Consider the following 19,867-nt stretch of genomic DNA (forward strand, 5'->3'; position numbering starts at 1 on the left):
CCCTCGTCAGACTGCCTCGGCCCCGGAGATGATCTCGATCAGCTCCCTGGTGATGTTGGCCTGGCGCGTGCGGTTATAATTGAGCGTAAGCCTGTTGATCATCTCGCCGGCATTGCGCGTGGCATTGTCCATCGCCGTCATGCGCGCGCCGTGCTCGCCTGCGGTGCTCTCGAGGATCGCGCGGTAGATCTGGATGGCGAGGTTGCGCGGCAGCAACGTGGCAAGGATCTGGTCCTCGGCCGGCTCGTACTCATAGAGCGCCTGCGGCCCCTCGGCCGCGGCCGAGCCTTCCGGCAGCGGCGTCGGGATCAGCCGCTGCTCGGTCGGGATCTGGCTGATCACGTTGCGGAAACGGTTGTAGATCAGGCTGCAGACATCGAAGCCGCCTTCCTCCAACAGCCCCGCCACTTGCAGGGCGATCGCCTCCGCATCGGTAAAGTCGACACGCTTCTTGCCAGCGAAGTTCACCTCGCCGACGACGCGGCTGGCGAATTCGCGCTTCAGGAAGGTCGCGCCCTTGCGGCCGACGGTCAGCAGCTTGACCTGCTTGCCTTCCGCCTCCAGTGCCCGGATGCGGGCGCGGGCGAGCCGGCCGACCTGGGTATTGAAGGGGCCAGCCAGGCCACGGTCCGCGGTGACGACCACCAGCAGGTGCACCCGGTCCGCGCCGGTGCCAACCAGCATCTGCGGCGCATCCGGTGAGGCGGCGACGGCGGCGCCGAGGGAGGCGAGGATCGCCTCCATCCGCTGCGCGTAGGGGCGCGCAGCCTCCGCCTGGGCCTGGGCCCGGCGGAGCTTCGCCGCGGCCACCATCTTCATCGCCTGCGTGATCTTCCGCGTGGACTTCACGCTGTTGATGCGACCGCGCAGGTCCTTGAGGCTAGGCATCGGGCCCGCGTCTCCTGGCTCAGGCCGAGAAGGACTTGGCGAAGCCGTCGAGGAAGGCGACGAGCTTCTCCTCGGTCGGCTTCTTGATCTCGCGGTCGCTGCGGATCGCCTCGAGGATCGAGGGGTCGCGCGACTTCAGCTCGGAGAGCATCCGCCGCTCGAACTCACCGACCGCCGAGACCGGCAGCTTGTCGAGATAGCCGCGCGTGCCGGCGAAGAGCGAGACGACCTGCTCGTCCACCGGGACCGGCTTGTACTGCGGCTGCTTCAGCAGCTCGGTCAGGCGCGCGCCACGGGCCAGCAGCGCCTGGGTCGAGGCATCGAGATCTGAGGAGAACTGCGCGAAGGCCGCCATCTCGCGGTACTGCGCCAACTCCAGCTTGATGCGGCCGGCAACCTGCTTCATCGCCTTGATCTGCGCGGCAGAGCCGACGCGCGAGACCGAAAGCCCGACATTCACCGCCGGGCGGATGCCTTTGAAGAAGAGTTCCGTCTCAAGGAAGATCTGCCCGTCCGTGATCGAGATCACGTTGGTCGGGATATAGGCCGAGACGTCGCCGGCCTGGGTCTCGATGACCGGCAAGGCGGTCAGCGAGCCGTTGCCGAAGTCGTCGTTCATCTTCGCCGCGCGCTCGAGCAGGCGCGAGTGCAGGTAGAAGACGTCGCCCGGATAGGCCTCGCGGCCCGGCGGACGGCGCAGCAGCAGCGACATCTGGCGGTAGGCGACGGCTTGCTTGGAGAGGTCGTCATAGAAGATGACCGCATGCATGCCGTTGTCGCGGAAATACTCGCCCATGGCACAGCCGGTATAGGGCGCCAGGAACTGCAGCGGCGCCGGCTCGGAGGCGGTGGCGGCGATGACGATCGAGTACTCGAGCGCGCCGTTCTCTTCGAGAGTCCGGACCAGCTGGGCAACGGTCGAGCGCTTCTGCCCGACGGCGACATAGATCGTGTAGAGCTTCTTGCTCTCGTCCGTGCCGGCGTTGATGCCCTTCTGGTTGATGATGGTGTCGATGATGACGGCGGTCTTGCCGGTCTGGCGGTCGCCGATGATCAACTCGCGCTGGCCGCGGCCGATCGGGATCAGAGCGTCGATCGCCTTGATGCCGGTCTGCATCGGCTCGTGCACGGACTTGCGCGGGATGATGCCGGGTGCCTTCACCTCGACCCGGGTGCGCGTCACGTCGGTGAGCGGGCCCTTGCCGTCGATCGGGTTGCCGAGGCCATCGACCACGCGGCCGAGCAGGCCGCGGCCAACCGGCACGTCGACGATGTCGCCGGTGCGCTCGACGGTGTCGCCTTCCTTGATCTCGGCATCAGAGCCGAAGATGACGATGCCGACGTTGTCGGTCTCGAGGTTCAGCGCCATGCCGCGGATGCCGGCGCTGGGGAACATCACCAGCTCGCCGGCCATGACGTTCTGCAGCCCGTAGACGCGGGCGATACCGTCACCCACGGTAAGCACGGTGCCGACCTCGGCCACGTTCGCCTCGGAATCGAAGCCGGCGATCTGCTTTTTGAGGATCTCGGAGATCTCGGCGGGACGGATTTCCATGGTCAGGCGGCCCCCTTCATGGCGTACTGCAATCTCTGCAGCTTGGATTTGATGCTGTTGTCGTAGAGCCGGGAGCCGATCCGAACGATCAGCCCGCCGAGGATCGAGGGATCCACCTGCTCCTTAAGCTTGACGCCGGAATAGCCGGCTTCCGTCAGGCGGGCGGCGATCTGCGTCCGCTGGGTGTCGGTCAGCGCATGAGCGCTGATGACCTCGGCCACCTGCTGGCCGCGCCGCGCTGCGAGCTGGGCGCCGAAGGCGGCGGCCACCTGCGGCAGCAGCGCGAGGCGCCGGTTGCCGATCAGCACGCCAACCAGGTTCCGCACCTCTGGCCCCGTCCCAACGCGGTCGAGCACCGCAAAGGTACCCTTGCGCTGGGCAACGGAATCAAGCCGCGGATCGGCGATGAAGCCGCGGAAATCCGCGTCTCCCAGCCAAAGGGAAGCGAGCGCTTCCAAATCGCCGGCGATGCGGTCAAGCGCGCCCGGATCGGTCGCGCGCCGATCATCGGCGAGGCCCAGCATCGCCAGCGCATAGCGCTCGGCAATGCCGGTCGGGGTAGGCGCCTTGGGCGCGTCGGAGGCGATGGTCTCGGCAGAGGCCACGGGCGATCCCGGTCCTTGATTACCTGGTGGTGCGCAAGCGCGGGTCCGTGACGGGGTCTCCCGTCGCGGCGGGCGGGCTTTACCATGGGGTTTACAGCCCCGCAATCCGCGCTGGCGGGCCGAAATCACTCCATCGCGCAGCATTTTCAGCGGCCATGCGCCCGTGGCGGGGCCACGCAGAAAACTTCGCCCGGCGCATCGGAGGTGCGGGCGTTCGGTCGCAGAAACTCCGCTCGCCTCAGGCGTAGCCGATCAGCACCGTCTTTGCCGCTATGGCCGCAAGCGCCGCAGCAACCGCCGCCGTCGTCACACCACGCGAAGCAAGGCCGGCATAGACCACAGCGCCAGCGATCAGCGCCCAGGCGGCGATTTCAGTAGCGTCGAGGATGGGCATGGCGCAGTCCTCCCTGGGACAAATTACTTGTAGGTAACCCTTATACCATGTCCCAACCACGCCCTGCGAGTGGAATCAAAGGAAGCTGACGGGATCCACATCGACCTGGACGCGGACGCTGTTCGGCACCGGCACCCGCGCCAGCCACTCCCGCAGGATGGGCTGCACCGCGACCTCCCGCCTCGTCTTCAGCAGCAGCCGCCGCCGGTGCCGGCCGCGCAGCAGGGCAAGCGGCGCCGGCGCGGGGCCGAGCACCTGCACCCCCTCCCCGCCCGGCGCGGCGAGGCCGAGGTCGCGGGCGGTGCGGTCCGCCTCCCGCTCGTCCTCGGAACTCACGATCAGCGCGGCGAGGCGGCCGAAGGGCGGCCAGTGACCGGGCCGGCGAATCGCCGCCTCCTCCGCCATGAAGGCGTCGAGGTCGCCCGAGATGAGTGCCCCCATCACCGGATGCTCCGGGCTGAAGCTCTGCAGCAGCACGCGGCCCGGCGCCTCGGCCCGGCCGGCGCGGCCGGCGACCTGGTGGAGCAGCTGCACCGTCCGCTCCGCGGCGCGCAGGTCGCCGCCGGCGAGGCCGAGATCGGCATCGACCACCCCGACCAGCGTGAGGTGGGGGAAGTGCCAGCCCTTGGCGACGATCTGGGTGCCGATGATGAGATCCACCTCCCGGTCCTGGATTTGCTGCGCGGCCATCCCCGCCGCGGCGGGGCCGGGAAGCGTATCGCTCGCCATCACCAGGCGCCGGGCCTCTGGCCAATGCGCGGCGGCCTCCTCCAGCACCCGCTCCACGCCGGGGCCGACGGCGACCAGGCTGTTGGCGGTGCCGCATTCGGGGCATTCGGCCGGCGGCGCCTCGGCATGGCCGCAATGGTGGCACTGGAGTTGGCGGCGGGCGCGGTGCTCCACCAGCCAGGCGGTGCAATTCGGGCAGCGCATCCGGTGGCCGCAGTGCCGGCAGAGCGTCAGCGGCGCATAGCCGCGGCGGTTGAGGAAGAGCATGGCCTGCTCCCCGCGCTCCAGCGTCGCGGTCACGGCCTCGATCAGCGGCGGGGAGAGGAAGCGGCCGCGTTCTGGAGGGGTGCGGCGCAGGTCGATCGTCTCCACCGCCGGCAGGCTGGCGCCGCCATGGCGCTCGGGCAGGTCCAGCGCCTCGTAGCGGCCGGTCTCGGCATTGGTGAGGCTCTCCAGCGAGGGCGTCGCCGAGACCAGCACGCAGGAGGCCGACGCCATCCGGGCGCGGACCACGGCCATGTCGCGGGCATTGTAGACGACGCCGTCCTCCTGCTTGAAGGCCGTCTCGTGCTCCTCGTCGACGATGATGAGGCCGAGATCGGGGAAAGGCAGGAAGAGGGCGGAGCGGGCACCGACCACTACCGGCGCCTCCCCTTCCGCCACGGCGCGCCAGGTGTCGCGGCGGGTGCGCGGCGTCACCTCGGAATGCCAGAGGGCGGGGGCGACGCCGAAGCGCGCCTTGAACCGCTCGAGCCATTGCGCAGAGAGGGCGATCTCCGGCAAAAGGACCAGCGCTTGGCGGCCCTGGCGCAGCGCTTCCGCCACCGCGTCCAGATACACCTCGGTCTTGCCGGAGCCGGTGACGCCGGTCAGCAGCGTCACGGCGAATTGCCGGGCGGCGACCTTGGCGACGAGACGCGCCGCCGCCTCGGCCTGGGCGCCGCCGAGCTTCGGGCCGGGATGCTCTGGGTCGGGCCGGTTGAAGCGGCTGGCATGGGGCAGGAGGGCCGGGCGGATCAGCCCGTTATCCGCCATGCCGCGCAACACGCCGAGCGAGACGCCGGCCGCCTCGGCGAGCGGCGCCCCGGCATAGACCCGGCCGGGCTGCATCTGCGCCAGCACCCGCTGCCGCTCCGGCGTCATGCGCGGTTGGCGGTTGGACCCGGGGCCGGCCAGCGTCCAGCCGGCCTGCTGGGTCGGCGGCTCCAGCGCCGCGGTGGAGCCCATCGCCATGCGCAGCACGGCGCCGGGTGGGCTCAACGTATAGGCCGCAACCCAGTCGATGAAGCGGCGGAGGCTCGGCGTCATGGGCGGGGCGGGCAGCACGCCGGTGATGGGCTTCAGCCGGTGATCGGCCACCGGCTGCGCCTCGCTCCCCTCCCCGGCATCCCACACCACGCCAATCATCGGCCTGTGATTGAGAGAGGCGGTCACAAAATCGCCTGGATGGATATCTATCTCCGCCGGCACGCGATAATCGTAGGCTCCCGACAGAGGGAGCGGCAAAAGCACCTTGACCCGTTGCGCGGAAAACACAGGTGGCGTGTCCTTCATATCGCGCCGCTTCCCCGACCCGGCCTGCATCGGTTATCCTGATACTGAGCAATTAGGCAACGATTTCAGGTCCTTGAGTCCCTTCGGCCTGGCCGGCCGAGCCCACATCCAATGCGGCCCCATGAGGGGTTCGCCTGAGGGCCCATCCGTATGAAGTTCTTCGTCGACACTGCCGAGGTGGCCGAGATCCGCGCCCTGTCCGAAGCCGGGCTGGTGGACGGGGTCACCACCAACCCGAGCCTCATCGCCAAATCCGGGCGGAAGATGGCGGAGGTCATCGCCGAGATCTGCGAGATCACCCCCGGCCCGGTCTCCGCTGAAGTGACCGCGACGGATTTCGACACCATGCTGGCCGAGGGCCGCTTCCTCCGCGGCATTGCCAGGAATGTCGCGGTGAAGGTGCCGCTGACCGAGGCCGGGCTCAGCGTCTGCCGCAGCCTTGCGGACGAGGGCACGAAGGTGAATGTCACCCTGTGCTTCTCGGCAGCCCAGGCCTTGCTCGCCGCCAAGGCGGGGGCGGCCTACATCTCGCCCTTCGTCGGCCGGCTCGACGACATTGCCTATGATGGCATGCTCCTCATTGCCGATATCCTCAAGATATACCGAAACTACTCCTATTTTAAGACGGAAGTCCTGGTCGCGTCCATCCGCCACCCGGTCCACCTAGTCGAGGCGGCGAAGCTTGGCGCGGAGGTGGCGACGCTGCCGCCGAATGTCATCCGCCAGCTCATCAAGCATCCCTTGACCGACCGCGGTCTGGAAAGCTTCCTGGCCGATTGGCGCAAGACGGGCCAGAGCATTCTGTGAGCTCCATATCCTTGACAGGCGCCGAGCTGGTGCTGCTTCCGGCACCCGAAGCTGCCCCCCTGCCCGCGGCGCCCCCAGCGCCTGAGGCCGTGGCCGCCTTCCTCCGGACCAACCCCGACTTCCTGGCGGAGCGGCCGGACCTGTTCCGCGCCCTCACGCCGCCGCAGCGCATCCATGGCGAGCGCCTGGCCGACCACATGGCGGCGATGCTGGCTGCCGAGCGCCGCCGCGTCCGCTCGCTGGAGGCGGAGGTGGATGCCGCCGTCACTGCCGGGCGGGCCGGCCATGGCCTCTCCATCCGCGTCCGCCTCGCCGTGCTGGCGCTGATGCGGGCGCAGGACGTGGTGGAGACGGTGACGGAGGAGCTGCCGGCGCTGCTCGGCGTCGAGAGCTGCACTCTGCTCGCCGAGACGCCGGACCGGCGCGGCGTGCCGAAGCTGCCGCGCGGCATGGTGGCGGCGCTGCTCGGCCCCGGGAAGGACGCGCTGGTGCGGCCTGCGCCGACCGATATCGAGCTGCTGCACCAGGAAGCCGCCTCCCTCGTCATGCGGGATGCGCTGGTGCGCGTGCCGGTCTGGACCGGGCATCCGACGCTGATGACGCTCGGCGCGCGGGACCCGCAGGCCCTGCCGACCCGGCAGGCGACGGCGACCCTCGCCTTCCTCGGCCGCGCGGTGGCGGCGGCGCTGGCGCGGTAGGCGTTTGGCGGAAGCCCGCGCCCTCGCCGCCGGCTATCTCGACTGGCTGGCGCGGGAGCGCCGGGCGGCGGCGAACACGGTCGAGGCCTATGGGCTCGACCTCCGCGACTTCCTCGCCTTCCTGACCGGGCATCTGGGCGAGGAGCCCGATCTTGCGGCCCTCGCCGCGCTCCGGCCGGCCGATATCCGCGCCTTCCTGGCGGCCCGGGCCAAGGCGGGCGCGGGCAATGCGACCCGGGCGCGGCAGCTCGCCGCCATCCGCGGCTTCCTCCGCCACCTGGCGAAAACGAGGGGCCTGGCACCACTCGCCATCGCCACCATCCGCGGGCCACGGGCCAGGCCGCCGGTACCGCGGGCACTCACGCCGGAGCAGGCGAAGGAGGTGGCGGCCCGGACCGGCAGCATCCACCAGCCCGGCCATGCCGAGCGCCCGGCCGAGCAGTCAGCGCGGGACGTGGCACTCTTCACCCTGCTTTACGGCTGCGGGCTGCGGATCAGCGAGGCGCTGGCCCTCGATGTGCGGGATGCCCCCCTGCCCGGCAGCCAGGCGGCGCTGCGCGTCCTGGGCAAGGGCGGCAAGGAGCGGCTGGTGCCGGTCCTGCCGGCGGTGCGGGAAGCGGTCGCCGCCTATCTGCGCGAGCGGGGCAGCCCGCCGCCCGAGGCGCCGCTCTTCCGCGGTGCGCGCGGGGCGCGGCTCAGCCCCACGGTCGCGGAGCGCTGCCTGCAGCATTACCGCCGCCTCGCCGGCCTGCCGGAACATGCGACGCCGCATGCGCTGCGGCACTCCTTCGCCACCCACCTGCTGGGCGGCGGGGCCGATCTGCGGGCAATCCAGGAACTGCTCGGCCATGCCAGCCTTTCCACCACCCAGCGCTACACCAAGGTGGATGCGGCGGCGCTGCTCGAGACCTGGCGGCGGGCTCATCCCCGCGCGGGGTGACGTGACGCAGGGGCCGCCCGCGACTATGGTGCGCCCGACCCGACTTCCCATTGAGGACCGCCGATGCGCGACGGCAGAATGACCCAATACACCCCGAAGCTCATCGAGGGAGTCACCCCGGTGCAGCGGATCGAGGTGACCAGCCGCAAGGTTCCCTGCGACGGCGAGGTGGCGGGCCCCGGCCTCGGCCATCCTCGGGTCTGGCTGCCGATGAACCCGAACCAGAACCAGGTGACCTGCCCCTACTGCTCCATCACCTATGTACTGAAGGCGGGTGCGGGTGGCGACGACCATCACTGAAGAGGCCGCCGTCCCGGTCGCGGCGCCGGGAACCCGGCACCTCGTCCTGGTCGATGGCTCGGGCTACATCTTCCGCGCCTATCACGCCCTGCCGCCGATGACGCGGCCGGACGGCACGCCGGTGAATGCCGTCTTCGGCTTCACCCAGATGCTCTCCAGCTTCCTCGCCGAGCATCGCGGCAGCCATCTGGCAGTGGTCTTCGATGCCAGCCGCAGCACCTTCCGCAACGAGATCTTCCCGAACTACAAGGCCCACCGGCCCGAGCCGCCGGAGGAGCTGGTCCCGCAATTCGCCCTCATCCGCGAGGCGACGGAAGCCTTCGGCGTCGCCCAGGTGGAGGCGCCGGGCTTCGAGGCCGACGATCTGATCGCCGCTTATGCCCGCGCCTTCCGCGAGGCCGGCGGCGAGGTGACCATCGTCTCCTCTGACAAGGACCTGATGCAACTGGTCCGGCCGGGCGTGCAGATGCTCGACCCGATCAAGCGGAAGCCGATCCGCGAGGCGGAGGTGGTCGAGAAATTCGGCGTGCCGCCCGAGAAGGTCATCGAGGTCCAGGCGCTGATCGGCGACCCGGTGGACAATGTCCCTGGCGTGCCGAAGATCGGGCCGAAGACCGCGGCCGAGCTGATCCTCGCCTATGGCGACCTGGAGTCGGTGCTGGCCAATACCGCGCAGATCAAGCAGCCGATGCGGCGGCAGAATCTCGAGCAATATGCCGAGCAGGCGCGGCTCTCGAAGCGGCTGGTGACGCTTGACGACCAGGCGCCGCTCACCGTGCCGATCGAGGCGCTGGCGGTGCGGCCGCCGGAGCCGGCGGCGCTCTCCAAATTCCTGGCCGATCAGGGCTTCCGCAGCGTCATCGCGCGGATGGGCCTCGGCGAGGCAGCGGGCGATGCGGCGACGCGGGCGCGCAACAGCGCCATCAGCGCCGCCCAAACCGCCGCCGCGCCCACCGCCCCGGCAGACCCGAGCGCCACGCCATTCGGTCCCTACGAGACGGTGACGAGGCCCGAGGCGCTCGCCGCCTGGATCGCTGAGGCGCGGACTGCCGGCGTCATCGGCCTCGACACCGAGACGGACAGCCTCGATGCGTTGAAGGCCAATCTCGTCGGCGTCTGCCTCGCCACGGCGCCGGGCCGGGCCTGCTACATACCGCTGCGGCATGTCTCGCCCGGCGCCGGCCAGGGCGACATGCTGGTGACCGAGCCCGAGAAGGCCGCCCCGCCGCAACTCGCCTTCGCCGAGGCCATGGCGGCGCTGAAGCCGCTGCTGGAAGATCCCGGCGTGCTGAAGGTGCTGCAGCACGCCAAGTACGACCTCGAAGTGCTGGGCCGGACGGAGAATGGCGGCATCGCCGTCGCCCCGATCGACGACACCATGTTGATCTCCTACTCCATGGAGGCGGGGAAGCATGGACATGGCATGGACGAGCTCTCCCGCCTCCATCTCGACCACACGCCCGTCCCCTACGACCAGGTGACCGGCACCGGTCGCGCCCGCATCAGCTTCGCCGCCGTCCCGCTCGACAAGGCAACCGCCTATGCCGCAGAGGATGCCGATGTGACGCTCCGCCTCTGGCACGTGCTGCGGCCAAGGCTGCGGGAGGATGGCGCGCTCGCCCTCTACGAGCAGGTGGAGCGGCGGATGGTCGCCGTGCTGCGCGACATGGAGGTGGAGGGAATCAAGGTCGACGGCGCCGAGCTGGCCCGCATCGGCGAGGACTTCGTCGCCCGCATGGCGGTGCTGGAGGGGGAGATCCACGGCCTCGCCGGCCGTCCCTTCGCCGTCGGCTCGCCGAAGCAGCTGGGCGAGATCCTGTTCGACGAGATGGGGCTGTCGGGCGGCCGGAAGGGCAAGTCCGGCGCCTGGGGCACCGATGCCGCGGTGCTGGAGGAGCTGGCCGCGCAGGGCATCCCCCTTGCCCGCAAGGTGCTCGACTGGCGGCAGCTCTCGAAGCTGAAATCGACCTATGTGGATGGGCTGACGGCGCAGCTCGACCAGCGCACCGGGCGCGTCCACACCGATTTCTCCATGGCGAATACCAGCACCGGGCGGCTGGCCTCGACCGAGCCCAACCTGCAGAACATCCCGGTCCGCACCGAGGAGGGCCAGCGCATCCGCCGCGCCTTCGTCGCCGACCCCGGCCATGTGCTGATGTCGGCCGACTACTCGCAGATCGAGCTGCGGCTGCTGGCACACATGGCCGACGTGCCGGCGCTGCGCGAGGCCTTCGAGACCGGGCAGGACATCCACTCGCGCACGGCCGCCGACATCTTCCGCCTCGCGCCGGAGGCGGTGGACCGCGAGGCGCGCAGGCGGGCCAAGACCATCAATTTCGGCATCATCTACGGCATGTCGGCCTTCGGCCTGGCCGGGCGGCTCGGCATTGGTGCGGGCGAGGCCAAGGGCATCATCGATGCCTATTTCGGCCAGTATCCTGGCATCCGCGCCGCGATGGAGCGGCTGAAGGAGGAGGCCCGGCTGCGCGGCTACGTCTCCACCTCCTTCGGGCGGCGGCTCTGGATTCAGGATATCGGCACCAAGGACCCGGTGCGCCGGGCCGGCGCCGAGCGGGCGGCGATCAACGCCCCTTTCCAGGGCGGGGCGGCGGAGATCATCAAGCGCGCCATGGTCCGCCTGCCGCGGGCCCTGACGGAAGCCGGCCTCAAGGCGCGGCTTCTGCTCCAGGTGCATGACGAGCTGGTGCTCGAAGTGCCGGAGGAGGAGGTGGAGGCGACCGCCGCTCTCGTCCGCCAAGTGATGGAGGGCGTTGCCACCCTCCGCGTGCCCCTCGCCGTCGAGGTCGGCACCGGCCGGAGCTGGGCCGAGGCGCATTGACGCAATCGGTTACGCGACCAACCTCTCTTTGATGTGATATGGTGGCGGCGGCGTGGCATTGCCCGCCGCCGCAACATTCTTGGAGATGGCGTGATGATGGGGGCTGCGGACCCGGCCCGGTCCGGCTGGCTGCGGACGAGGCTGCCGATGTCGCTACGGCTGCTGCTTCTCGCCTCGCTGGCCGTGCCGCTCGGCTTCCTTCTTGGCTCTGCTTGGCACGACCATCGCCGCCTTCATGCCGAGGCCCATGCCGACCTGACCCGGCTTTCGGCCATCGCCCGCGAGCATGCGCTGAAGGTCGTCGAGACCAACGCCCTCGTCCTCGACCACATGGCGGACCGCATCCGCGGCCTGAGCTGGGACGAGGTCGAGGCTCGCGGCCAGGATATTCATCGCTGGCTGCGCGGCCTGGACGACGGGCTGGCGCAGATCAGCTCGCTGCATCTCGCCCGGCCCGACGGGCGGGTGGCGGCGCTCAGCATCGCCTGGCCGACGCCGCCCCTCTTAATCGCGGACCGCGCCTATTTCCGCCGCCTCCGTGAGGGGGAGCAAAGCCTCGTCTTCGGTGAGCCGATGCTGGCGCGGCTGACCGGCATCGTCACCTTCGCCATCGCCCGGCGGCGGGAAGGTGCGGACGGGCAGTTCGACGGGGTTCTTCTGGGCTCCGTCCTGCCCGGCTATTTCCAGGCGCAATGGCATGCGATGGACCCGGAGGGCCAGGCCAGCTTCGCGCTGTTGCGGACCGACGGGCAGGTGCTCGCCAGCCATCCCTCCGCCGGCAATGGTCTCTTCGACCCGCCGGAGCCCGGCAGCGTGCCGGAGGCCGTCCGCCATCCAAGCAATACCGGCCCAGCGATCGAGCGGTTCGGCGAAAGGCGGGAATGGCTGACCGCCTTCCGCCAGGTCGGGGAGTATCCGCTGGTCGTCTCCGTCACCCTTTCGCTCGACCAGATCCGGGCGCAGTGGCTGACCAACACAACCTGGACTGCGACCTTCTGCCTGGCTGTCGCGCTGGCGCTCGGCTTCACCACCTGGCTTGCGATTCGTCGCTGGCGCTCCGAGCAGGCGGTGCTGCACCGACTGAGCCAAAGCCGCGACGAGCTGAGCGCCGAGATCCTCCGGCGCGAGGCGGCGGAAGCCGGGCTGCTCCAGTCGCAGCGGCTGGAATCCCTTGGCCGGCTGACAGGCGGCGTGGCGCACGACTTCAACAACCTCCTGACCGCCATCCTCGGCACCGTGCACTTGCTGGAGCGGCATCTCGGCGGCGCCGATGAACGGACGCGGAAATATCTCGGCTTGGCACGGGACGCCGTGCAGCGCGGCGCCCGGCTGAATGCCAGCCTGTTGGCCTTCGCCCGGCAGCAAAGGCTGCATGCCGCGAGCCTAGATGCGAACGAGCTGGTGCGGGGCTTTGCCCCGCTCATCCAGCGCGCGCTCGGCGAATCGGCGACGCTCGTGGTGGAAGCCGACCCGGATCTGCCGCCCTGCCGGGCCGATGCCGCGCAGCTCGAGGCGGCGCTGCTGAACCTCGCCATCAATGCGCGGGATGCAATGCCGCGCGGCGGCACGATGACGCTCTCGACCCGGACGGCCTGGCTGGGAGCGGAGCGGCTGGCCGGCAACACCGATGCGAAGCCGGGGCTGCATGTCGCCATTGCCCTCCGCGACACCGGCACGGGCATGCCGCCCGAGGTACAGGAGCGGGCCTTCGAGCCCTTCTTCACCACCAAGCCGCTCGGCAAGGGGACGGGGCTCGGCCTCTCGCAGGTCTTCGGCTTCATCCGCCAGCTGGGTGGCCACGTGGCGATCGGCAGCGCCCCGGGCGAGGGCACGACGGTGACGCTCTTCCTGCCCGCCGCGGCCGAGGCGCCGGCGCAGGAGCCCGGCCCGTCGAGCGTGATGCCGGAGCGCCTCCGCACCGTCGCCCGCGCCACAGTGCTGGTGGTGGAGGATGACGAGCGGGTGCGCGAGGTCACGGCCGAGACGCTGCGTGATGCCGGCTTCCGCGTGATCGCCGTGCCGGATGCGCCGGAGGCCTTGGCCTTGCTCCAGGGCCGCGAGGCTTTCGACCTGCTGTTCAGCGACATCGTCATGCCTGGCGGCATGACGGGGATCGAGCTGGCGCAGGAGGCAGGGCACCTGCGCCCGCTGCTGCCGGTGCTGCTGGCGACGGGGTATGCGGGCCTGGCGGAGGGTCCGGCCGAGCATGGGTTCGAGGTGCTGGCGAAACCCTATGACCAGGCGGCCCTGGTCCGCCGCATCGCCGAGTTGGTGACGGAGCGGCAGCGGGTCGCTTGAGGGCGTTGCGCTCCGGGCCGGGGCCGATTATAGGGCTGCCCTCGACCAGGAGAGGTGGCGGAGTGGTCGATCGCGTCGGTCTCGAAAACCGAAGTACTCGCAAGGGTACCGTGGGTTCGAATCCCACCCTCTCCGCCAGCCCCCTTCCCTACTCCCACTCGATCGTCCCCGGTGGCTTCGAGGTGATGTCGTAGGTCACCCGGTTGATACCCCGCACTTCGTTGACGATGCGGCTGGCGACGCGGGTGAGGAAGCCCATGTCGAAGGGGTAGACATCAGCTGTCATGCCGTCCGTGCTGGTAACGGCGCGGAGCGCGCAGACGCTCTCATAGGTGCGGCCATCGCCCATCACGCCGACGCTTTTCACCGGCAGCAGCACGGTGAAGGCCTGCCAGATAGCGTCGTAGAGGCCGGCGAGGCGGATCTCCTCAAGGAAGATGGTGTCCGCCTGGCGGAGGATGTCGGCGCGCTCGCGCGTCACCTCACCGGGGATGCGGATGGCCAGCCCCGGCCCCGGGAAGGGGTGGCGGCCGATGATGGCCTCCGGCATGCCGAGTTCGCGGCCGAGCGCCCTAACCTCATCCTTGAACAGCTCGCGCAGCGGCTCGACCAGCTTCATGCGCATGTAGGCCGGCAGGCCGCCGACATTGTGGTGGCTCTTGATGGTGACGGAGGGGCCGCCGGTCGCCGAGACGCTCTCGATCACGTCCGGGTAGAGCGTCCCTTGCGCGAGGAAGTCGGCGCCACCGATCTTGTGTTGCTCCTCCTCGAAGACCTCGATGAAAAGACGGCCGATGATCTTCCGCTTCCCCTCCGGATCGGTGACGCCGGCGAGCTGGGCGAGGAAGAGGTCGGAGGCGTCGCGGTGGACCAGCTTGATGTTGAAGCGGTCACGGAAAGTGCTGACCACCTGCTCCGACTCGCCGGCCCGCATCAGCCCGTGGTCGACATAGATGCAGGTGAGCTGGTCGCCGATCGCCTCATGCAGCAGCACCGCAGCGACGCTGGAATCGACGCCGCCGGAAAGGCCGCAGATCACCCTCCCCTGCCCCACCTGGGCGCGGATGCGCTCGATCGCCTCGGTGCGGAAGGCGCCCATGGTCCAGTCGCCATGGCAGCCGCAGACGAGGTTGGTGAAGTTCTTCAGCAGGGCGGCGCCGTGCGGGGTGTGGACCACCTCCGGATGGAACATGGTGCCATAGAAATGGCGCTGGTCATTGGCGATGAGGGCGAAGGGCGCGCCTTCGCTGGCGGCGACGACGCGGAAGCCCTCCGGTAGGCGGGTGATGCGGTCGCCATGGCTCATCCAGACCTGCTCGCGCGAGCCCTTGGCCCAGAGCCCCTGGGTGATGGCGCATTCCGCCGTTACCTCGATGAAGGCGCGGCCGAATTCGCGGTGATGGCCGCTCTCGACTTGGCCGCCAAGCTGGTGCGCCATGGCCTGCTGGCCGTAGCAGATGCCCATCACGGGAAGGCCCATCTCGAACACCGCCTGCGGGGCGCGCGGGCTCTCGCCCTCGGTCACGCTGGCTGGGCCGCCGGAGAGGATGATGCCGCGCGGATTGAACTCGCGGATGCGGGCCTCGTCGGCGGTGAAGGGCCAGATCTCGCAATAGACCCCGGCCTCGCGCAGGCGGCGCGCGATGAGCTGCGTCACCTGGCTGCCGAAATCGAGGATGAGGATGCGGTCGTGCCGGGCCGCGGCGGCGAGGGGCTCGTTCATGGCGCCTCACAGCACAAGGCGCCGGGAAGAGCAAGCGGAGGTTACACTTCCGGCGCGGGGGCCGTCGCCAGCAGCAGGGCCTCGATCGGGTCCCAGGTGAAGGCGAGCTGCTCCAGCCCCTGGCCGGCGAAGCGGATCGCCTCGCGGGCCACCAGCCGCCCGCCGAGGCGTCCGTAGAACCAGCGCGTCGGGTTGTCCTTCAGCACCCAGAGCATGGCGGAGCGGCAGCCGATGGCCGCCAGATGCGCCGCCATGGCGCGCATCAGCCGCCGGCCGACGCCGCGGTCGCGGTAGTCGTCGAGCAGGTAGAGCGTCTCAACCTCACCCTCGCCGATCTGCGGCCGGCGCGAGCGGCCGCCGGAGACGAAGCCGATGATGGTGCCTCCCTCCGTCTCCTCCTGCCCGGCCGGGGCATCAGCGCCCTTGGCAACGGCGACGAAGACGGCATGGCCGTGCCGGCGGTCGCCGATCGCGGCCTCGTAGCCGGTGGCGTGGCGGAACGTGGAGAGGCCGGCGAGATAGCCCTCCGGCAGCACCCCCGCATAGGTGGTGCGCCAGGTGGCCACGTGGACGGCGCCGATGGCGGCGGCGTCAGCAGGCCGGGCGCGGCGAATGCAGATCATGGGGCGCGCTTTCCTCCCCCGGAAAGGCCCGAAGCCGACCCCCTGTCGGCTACCCCTCGGGCTGGCGTTGCAGGACCGCGGCGAAGAAGCCGTCGGTGCCGTGCCGGGCGGGGGAGGTTACGAGATAGGGGCCTTCGGCCGGCGGTACTCCGGTGCCGCCCGCCTCGGCCCAGGCTTCGGCCAGGGGAAAAGGGGCGAAATCGGGGTGGCGGCCGAGGAAGGCTTCTACCTGCGCCTCATCCTCATCAGGCAGCAGCGAACACGTAGCGTAGACCAGACGCCCGCCGGGCCGCACGAGATCTGCGGCTCCTGCGAGAATTTCGGCCTGCTTCGTACACAATTGTGCGAGATCATTTTGGTTTGTACGCAAGCGTGCATCGGGGTTGCGCCGCCATGTGCCGGTACCGGTACAAGGAGCATCCACCAGGACGCGATCGAACTGGCCGGCGCGGCGCTTGGCCCAGCGGTCGCCGGGTGCAAGCAGGTGCCGCTCCACATTGTCGGCGCCGGCACGGCGCAGGCGCTTCACCGCCCCCTCGAGCCGCGGGGCCGAGACGTCGCAGGCGGTGATGCGACCACGGTTCCGCATCGCTCCGGCCAGCGCTAGGGTCTTGCCGGCGGCGCCGGCGCAAAGGTCAACGACGCGCATCCCCGGCCGGGCATCGGTCAGCAGAGCGATGAGCTGGCTGCCCTCGTCCTGCACCTCCACCAGCCCCTCAGTGAAGGCACGGGTCTGAGTGACCGGGCGGCGCTGCGGCAGGCGGAGGCCCCAAGGAGAGAACGGGGTCGGCCGGGTCTCGATACCCTCGGCGGCGAGCGCCGCGGCGGCCTCCTCGCGCGTCGTCTTCAGCAGGTTGGCGCGGAGGTCGAGCGGCGCCTCCTCCTCCATCGCAGCCGCTTCCTCCGCCAGCCGCTCGCCGAAGCGGGCGCGGAAGCCGGGCAGTACCCATTCCGGCAGATCGAGGCGGATGGCCTCCGGCATCTCCGGATGGACCAGGCCCTCGATGCCGCTGCGGCTGGCATCGAGCTGGCGGAGCAGCCGCTCCTCCAGCGTGGACAGCGGCTCGGCGGCGTATTGCCCGCCGGGGAAGGAAGCTAGGACCTGCGTCAGGTCGAGGCCCCCATCCAGCAATAGCTCCGCCGCGACCAGCATGCGGGCGGTCGGCCGGCAGCGGATGCGCGTCAGCCACCAGTCGAGGCGCAGGCGCTGGCGGACGACGCTCCAGGCCAGCTCGTTGATCGCGCGGCGGTCGCCGCCGCCGATATAGCGGCGGGCGCGGAAAAAATCATTGGCCGTGGCATCGGCCGGGCGGCGGGGCTGGGCCTCCAGCGCATCGAGCAGGTCGATGGCGGCGGCAAGGCGTGCGGCAGGGGTCATGAGGCGGAGGACCCTAGCCCCTCTGGCCTCCAGCCGCCACGCCGCGCAGACTGCCCGGACGGGAATGGGAGGAAACACACATGCGCAACCCGATGGAGCTCACCGGGCGTACGGTCATCGTCACCGGCGCCGGCCAGGGCATCGGCCGGGCCATCAGCGAGCTGGTGCTCGATCTCGGCGGCAATGCCGTGCTGGTGGAGCGGAATGCCGAGACGCTGGCGGCGACGGCGGCGGCGCTGCCGGCGGACCGGACGCTTGCCGTGCAAGGCAATGTCGCCGAGGAGGGCTTCGGCGAGGATTGCGTCGCCCAGGCGGCGGCGCGGTTCGGGGCGGTGCATGGGCTAGTCAACAATGCCGGCATCACCCGCCCGGCGATGATCGAGAAGATGACCTTCCAGCAGTGGCAGGCGGTGATCGACGTGAACCTGACCGGATGCTACCTCATGCTGCAGGCCGTCGGCCGGCACATGTGCAGCCGCGCGCGGGAGGCAATGCCGGAGCCGAGCGGCACCACGGGCGCCATCGTCAACATCTCCTCCACCGCCGGGAAGCGCGGCAGCATCGGGCAGGTCAATTACTCTGCCGCCAAGGCCGGGCTGTTCGGCATGACGATGACGGCGGCGCGGGAATGGGCGCGCTACGGGGTGCGGTGCAACTCCGTCGGCTTCGGCACGGTGGAGACGCCGATGACGGAGGTGATCCGCAGCGACCGCTTCCGCGAGCAGACGCTCTCGCGCATCCCGCTCGGCCGCGTGGCGCAGCCGGCGGAGGTGGCGCCGCTGATCTGCTTCCTGCTCTCCAACGGCGCCGTCTATATCAGCGGCGAGAACATGACGGTCAGCGGCGGCAGCCACATGCAGCCCTGAGCGGCGCTGGGCTCAGCCCTCGAGGCGGTAGTTCGGCGCCTCGCGCGTGATCGCCACGTCATGGACGTGGCTTTCGCGCAGCCCCGCGCCGGTGATGCGGCGGAAGCGGGCATTGGACTGCATCTCGGCGACGGTGGCATTGCCGGTATAGCCCATGGCTGCCTTGAGGCCGCCGACCAGCTGGTGGATCACCGTGCCGACCGGCCCCTTGTAGCCGACGCGCCCCTCGACGCCCTCGGGGACGAGCTTCAGGCTGTCCTGCACATCCTGCTGGAAGTAGCGGTCGGCCGAGCCGCGCGCCATCGCCCCGATCGAGCCCATGCCGCGGTAGGATTTGTAGGAACGGCCCTGGTAGAGGAAGACCTCGCCCGGTGCCTCGTCGGTGCCGGCGAAAAGACTGCCCATCATCACGCAATCGGCGCCGGCGGCGACGGCCTTGGCGATGTCGCCCGAGGTGCGGATGCCGCCATCGGCGATGGCCGGAATGCCCCGCTCCTTCGCTGCCGCGGCACATTCCATCACCGCGGTCAGCTGCGGCACGCCGACGCCGGCCACGACGCGCGTCGTGCAGATGGAGCCCGGACCAATGCCGATCTTCACCGCATCGGCGCCGGCCTGGATGAGCGCCTCGACGCCCTCCGGCGTGGCGACGTTGCCGGCGACGACCTGGACGGTGTTGGAGAGGCGCTTGATGCGCTCGATCGCCGCCAGGACACCGCCGGAATGGCCATGGGCGGTATCGACGACGACCACATCGACTTCGGCGGCGATCAGCGCCTCGACGCGGCGGAAGCCGTCCTCGCCGACGCCCGTCGCGGCCGCGGTGCGGAGCCGGCCGAGCGCGTCCTTCACCGCGTTCGGGTTGGCCTGGGCCTTGTCCATGTCCTTGACGGTGATGAGGCCGACGCAGCGCCCGGCCTCGTCCACCACCAGCAGCTTCTCGATGCGGTGGCGGTGCAGCAGGGCGCGCGCCTGCTCGGGCGAGATGTCGCCGTTGGCGATCACCAAGTTGTCCCGCGTCATCAGCTCATAGACGCGGGTGCCCGGGTCGGTTGCGAAGCGGACGTCGCGGTTGGTGATGATGCCGACCAGGCGGCCCCCCGGTTCGCCACTCTTGCCGCGCTCCACCACCGGGATGCCGCTGATGCGGTACTGCTCCTGCAGCGCGCGGACATCGGCGAGCGTCTGGTCGGGATGGATGGTCACCGGATTCACCACCATGCCGCTCTCGAATTTCTTCACCCGCCGGACCTGGGCGGCTTGTTCCTCGGCGGTCATGTTTTTGTGGATGACGCCGATGCCCCCCGCCTGGGCCATGGCGATGGCCATCGGCGCCTCGGTCACGGTGTCCATCGCCGCGGCGACGAGCGGGATGTTGAGGGCGATCTCCCGCGTCAGTCGGGTGCGGGTATCGGTCTGGTGCGGCAGGACGGTCGAGTAGGCTGGGACCAGCAGCACGTCGTCGAAGGCATAGGCCTCGGCGATGGTGATCGGCGAGCGCGGCTGGCTGCGGGCGGGGCCGGCATCGGGAAGGGACTCGGGGGCCATAGGGGGACCTTTCGCGCGAGATTCGTCGCGGGGGCGGGCGATCCGCTACCTTGGCGGCCCCCTTTACCCCCAGGGCAGCGGCCGCGTCCAGCACCGGTGCGGCTGCGAGCATTGCAGGGCGG

The 19,867-nt window shown here is 70.1% G+C and carries 16 protein-coding genes and 1 tRNA gene; 8 read left to right on the forward strand and 9 right to left on the reverse strand.

What is annotated here, in order from left to right; all coding sequences use genetic code 11:
- Window positions 1-6: 6 nt before the first annotated feature.
- The 5 genes from JMJ56_RS24405 to JMJ56_RS24425 form a co-directional block, all read right to left on the reverse strand.
- A complete protein-coding gene (locus JMJ56_RS24405; protein ID WP_202834372.1) occupies window positions 7-888 on the reverse strand; it encodes a F0F1 ATP synthase subunit gamma in 882 nt (293 codons plus the stop codon).
- Window positions 889-907: 19 nt separating this feature from the next.
- Window positions 908-2,443, reverse strand: a complete 1,536-nt coding sequence (gene atpA, locus JMJ56_RS24410) for a F0F1 ATP synthase subunit alpha (protein WP_202834373.1) — start codon at window positions 2,441-2,443, stop codon at window positions 908-910.
- A 2-nt stretch (window positions 2,444-2,445) separates the two neighbouring features.
- Window positions 2,446-3,048 carry an ATP synthase F1 subunit delta gene (gene atpH / locus JMJ56_RS24415; protein WP_328702463.1) on the reverse strand — a complete coding sequence of 201 codons (603 nt, stop codon included), beginning with the start codon at window positions 3,046-3,048 and terminating at the stop codon, window positions 2,446-2,448.
- A 238-nt stretch (window positions 3,049-3,286) separates the two neighbouring features.
- Window positions 3,287-3,442: a hypothetical protein gene (locus tag JMJ56_RS24420; RefSeq protein ID WP_202834375.1), complete on the reverse strand. Its 156-nt coding sequence runs from the start codon at window positions 3,440-3,442 to the stop codon at window positions 3,287-3,289.
- A 75-nt stretch (window positions 3,443-3,517) separates the two neighbouring features.
- Window positions 3,518-5,755, reverse strand: a complete 2,238-nt coding sequence (locus tag JMJ56_RS24425) for a primosomal protein N' (RefSeq protein WP_202834376.1) — start codon at window positions 5,753-5,755, stop codon at window positions 3,518-3,520.
- A 120-nt stretch (window positions 5,756-5,875) separates the two neighbouring features.
- Here JMJ56_RS24425 and fsa point away from each other — a divergent pair, with 120 nt between their 5' ends.
- The 7 genes from fsa (at window position 5,876) to JMJ56_RS24460 (ending at window position 13,745) form a co-directional block, all read left to right on the forward strand.
- Complete coding sequence (fsa, locus tag JMJ56_RS24430) at window positions 5,876-6,532, forward strand: fructose-6-phosphate aldolase (protein WP_202834377.1); 657 nt, start codon at window positions 5,876-5,878, stop codon at window positions 6,530-6,532.
- 11 nt (window positions 6,533-6,543) lie between these two features.
- A complete protein-coding gene (locus JMJ56_RS24435) occupies window positions 6,544-7,230 on the forward strand; it encodes a DUF484 family protein (RefSeq protein ID WP_202834378.1) in 687 nt (228 codons plus the stop codon).
- Window positions 7,231-7,234: 4 nt separating this feature from the next.
- Entirely contained in the window at window positions 7,235-8,170 is a 936-nt protein-coding gene (locus JMJ56_RS24440) for a tyrosine recombinase XerC (RefSeq protein ID WP_202834379.1), read from the forward strand.
- Window positions 8,171-8,248: 78 nt separating this feature from the next.
- Complete coding sequence (locus tag JMJ56_RS24445; protein ID WP_236038406.1) at window positions 8,249-8,470, forward strand: zinc-finger domain-containing protein; 222 nt, start codon at window positions 8,249-8,251, stop codon at window positions 8,468-8,470.
- The gene (gene polA, locus JMJ56_RS24450) at window positions 8,451-11,309 is read left to right on the forward strand and encodes a DNA polymerase I (protein ID WP_202834381.1); all 2,859 of its coding nucleotides are present in this window, start codon (window positions 8,451-8,453) and stop codon (window positions 11,307-11,309) included. The genes JMJ56_RS24445 and polA overlap by 20 nt, the downstream gene beginning before the upstream one ends.
- Window positions 11,310-11,402: 93 nt before the next feature.
- Window positions 11,403-13,607, forward strand: a complete 2,205-nt coding sequence (locus tag JMJ56_RS24455; protein WP_202834382.1) for a hybrid sensor histidine kinase/response regulator — start codon at window positions 11,403-11,405, stop codon at window positions 13,605-13,607.
- A 48-nt stretch (window positions 13,608-13,655) separates the two neighbouring features.
- Window positions 13,656-13,745: transfer RNA gene (locus JMJ56_RS24460), tRNA-Ser, on the forward strand.
- A gap of 10 nt (window positions 13,746-13,755) precedes the next feature.
- On the opposite strand, the gene guaA is transcribed toward JMJ56_RS24460, so the two are convergent.
- The 3 genes from guaA to JMJ56_RS24475 are packed head-to-tail and all read right to left on the reverse strand — an operon-like array spanning window position 13,756 to window position 17,331.
- Window positions 13,756-15,330 carry a glutamine-hydrolyzing GMP synthase gene (gene guaA, locus JMJ56_RS24465; RefSeq protein WP_202834383.1) on the reverse strand — a complete coding sequence of 525 codons (1,575 nt, stop codon included), beginning with the start codon at window positions 15,328-15,330 and terminating at the stop codon, window positions 13,756-13,758.
- A gap of 41 nt (window positions 15,331-15,371) precedes the next feature.
- Window positions 15,372-15,953, reverse strand: a complete 582-nt coding sequence (locus tag JMJ56_RS24470; RefSeq protein ID WP_202834384.1) for a GNAT family N-acetyltransferase — start codon at window positions 15,951-15,953, stop codon at window positions 15,372-15,374.
- 49 nt (window positions 15,954-16,002) lie between these two features.
- Window positions 16,003-17,331, reverse strand: coding sequence for an RsmB/NOP family class I SAM-dependent RNA methyltransferase (locus JMJ56_RS24475; RefSeq protein ID WP_202834385.1), 1,329 nt, complete (start codon window positions 17,329-17,331; stop codon window positions 16,003-16,005).
- 80 nt (window positions 17,332-17,411) lie between these two features.
- Here JMJ56_RS24475 and JMJ56_RS24480 point away from each other — a divergent pair, with 80 nt between their 5' ends.
- Window positions 17,412-18,197: an SDR family NAD(P)-dependent oxidoreductase gene (locus tag JMJ56_RS24480; protein ID WP_202834386.1), complete on the forward strand. Its 786-nt coding sequence runs from the start codon at window positions 17,412-17,414 to the stop codon at window positions 18,195-18,197.
- Window positions 18,198-18,209: 12 nt separating this feature from the next.
- Here JMJ56_RS24480 and guaB read toward each other — a convergent pair whose 3' ends face one another.
- Window positions 18,210-19,745 (reverse strand): IMP dehydrogenase, encoded by a 1,536-nt coding sequence (gene guaB / locus JMJ56_RS24485; protein ID WP_082012283.1) that lies wholly within the window; start codon window positions 19,743-19,745, stop codon window positions 18,210-18,212.
- Window positions 19,746-19,867 lie beyond the last annotated feature (122 nt).

Source organism: Belnapia arida, from assembly GCF_016773205.1.
GTDB classification, from domain to species: domain Bacteria; phylum Pseudomonadota; class Alphaproteobacteria; order Acetobacterales; family Acetobacteraceae; genus Belnapia; species Belnapia arida.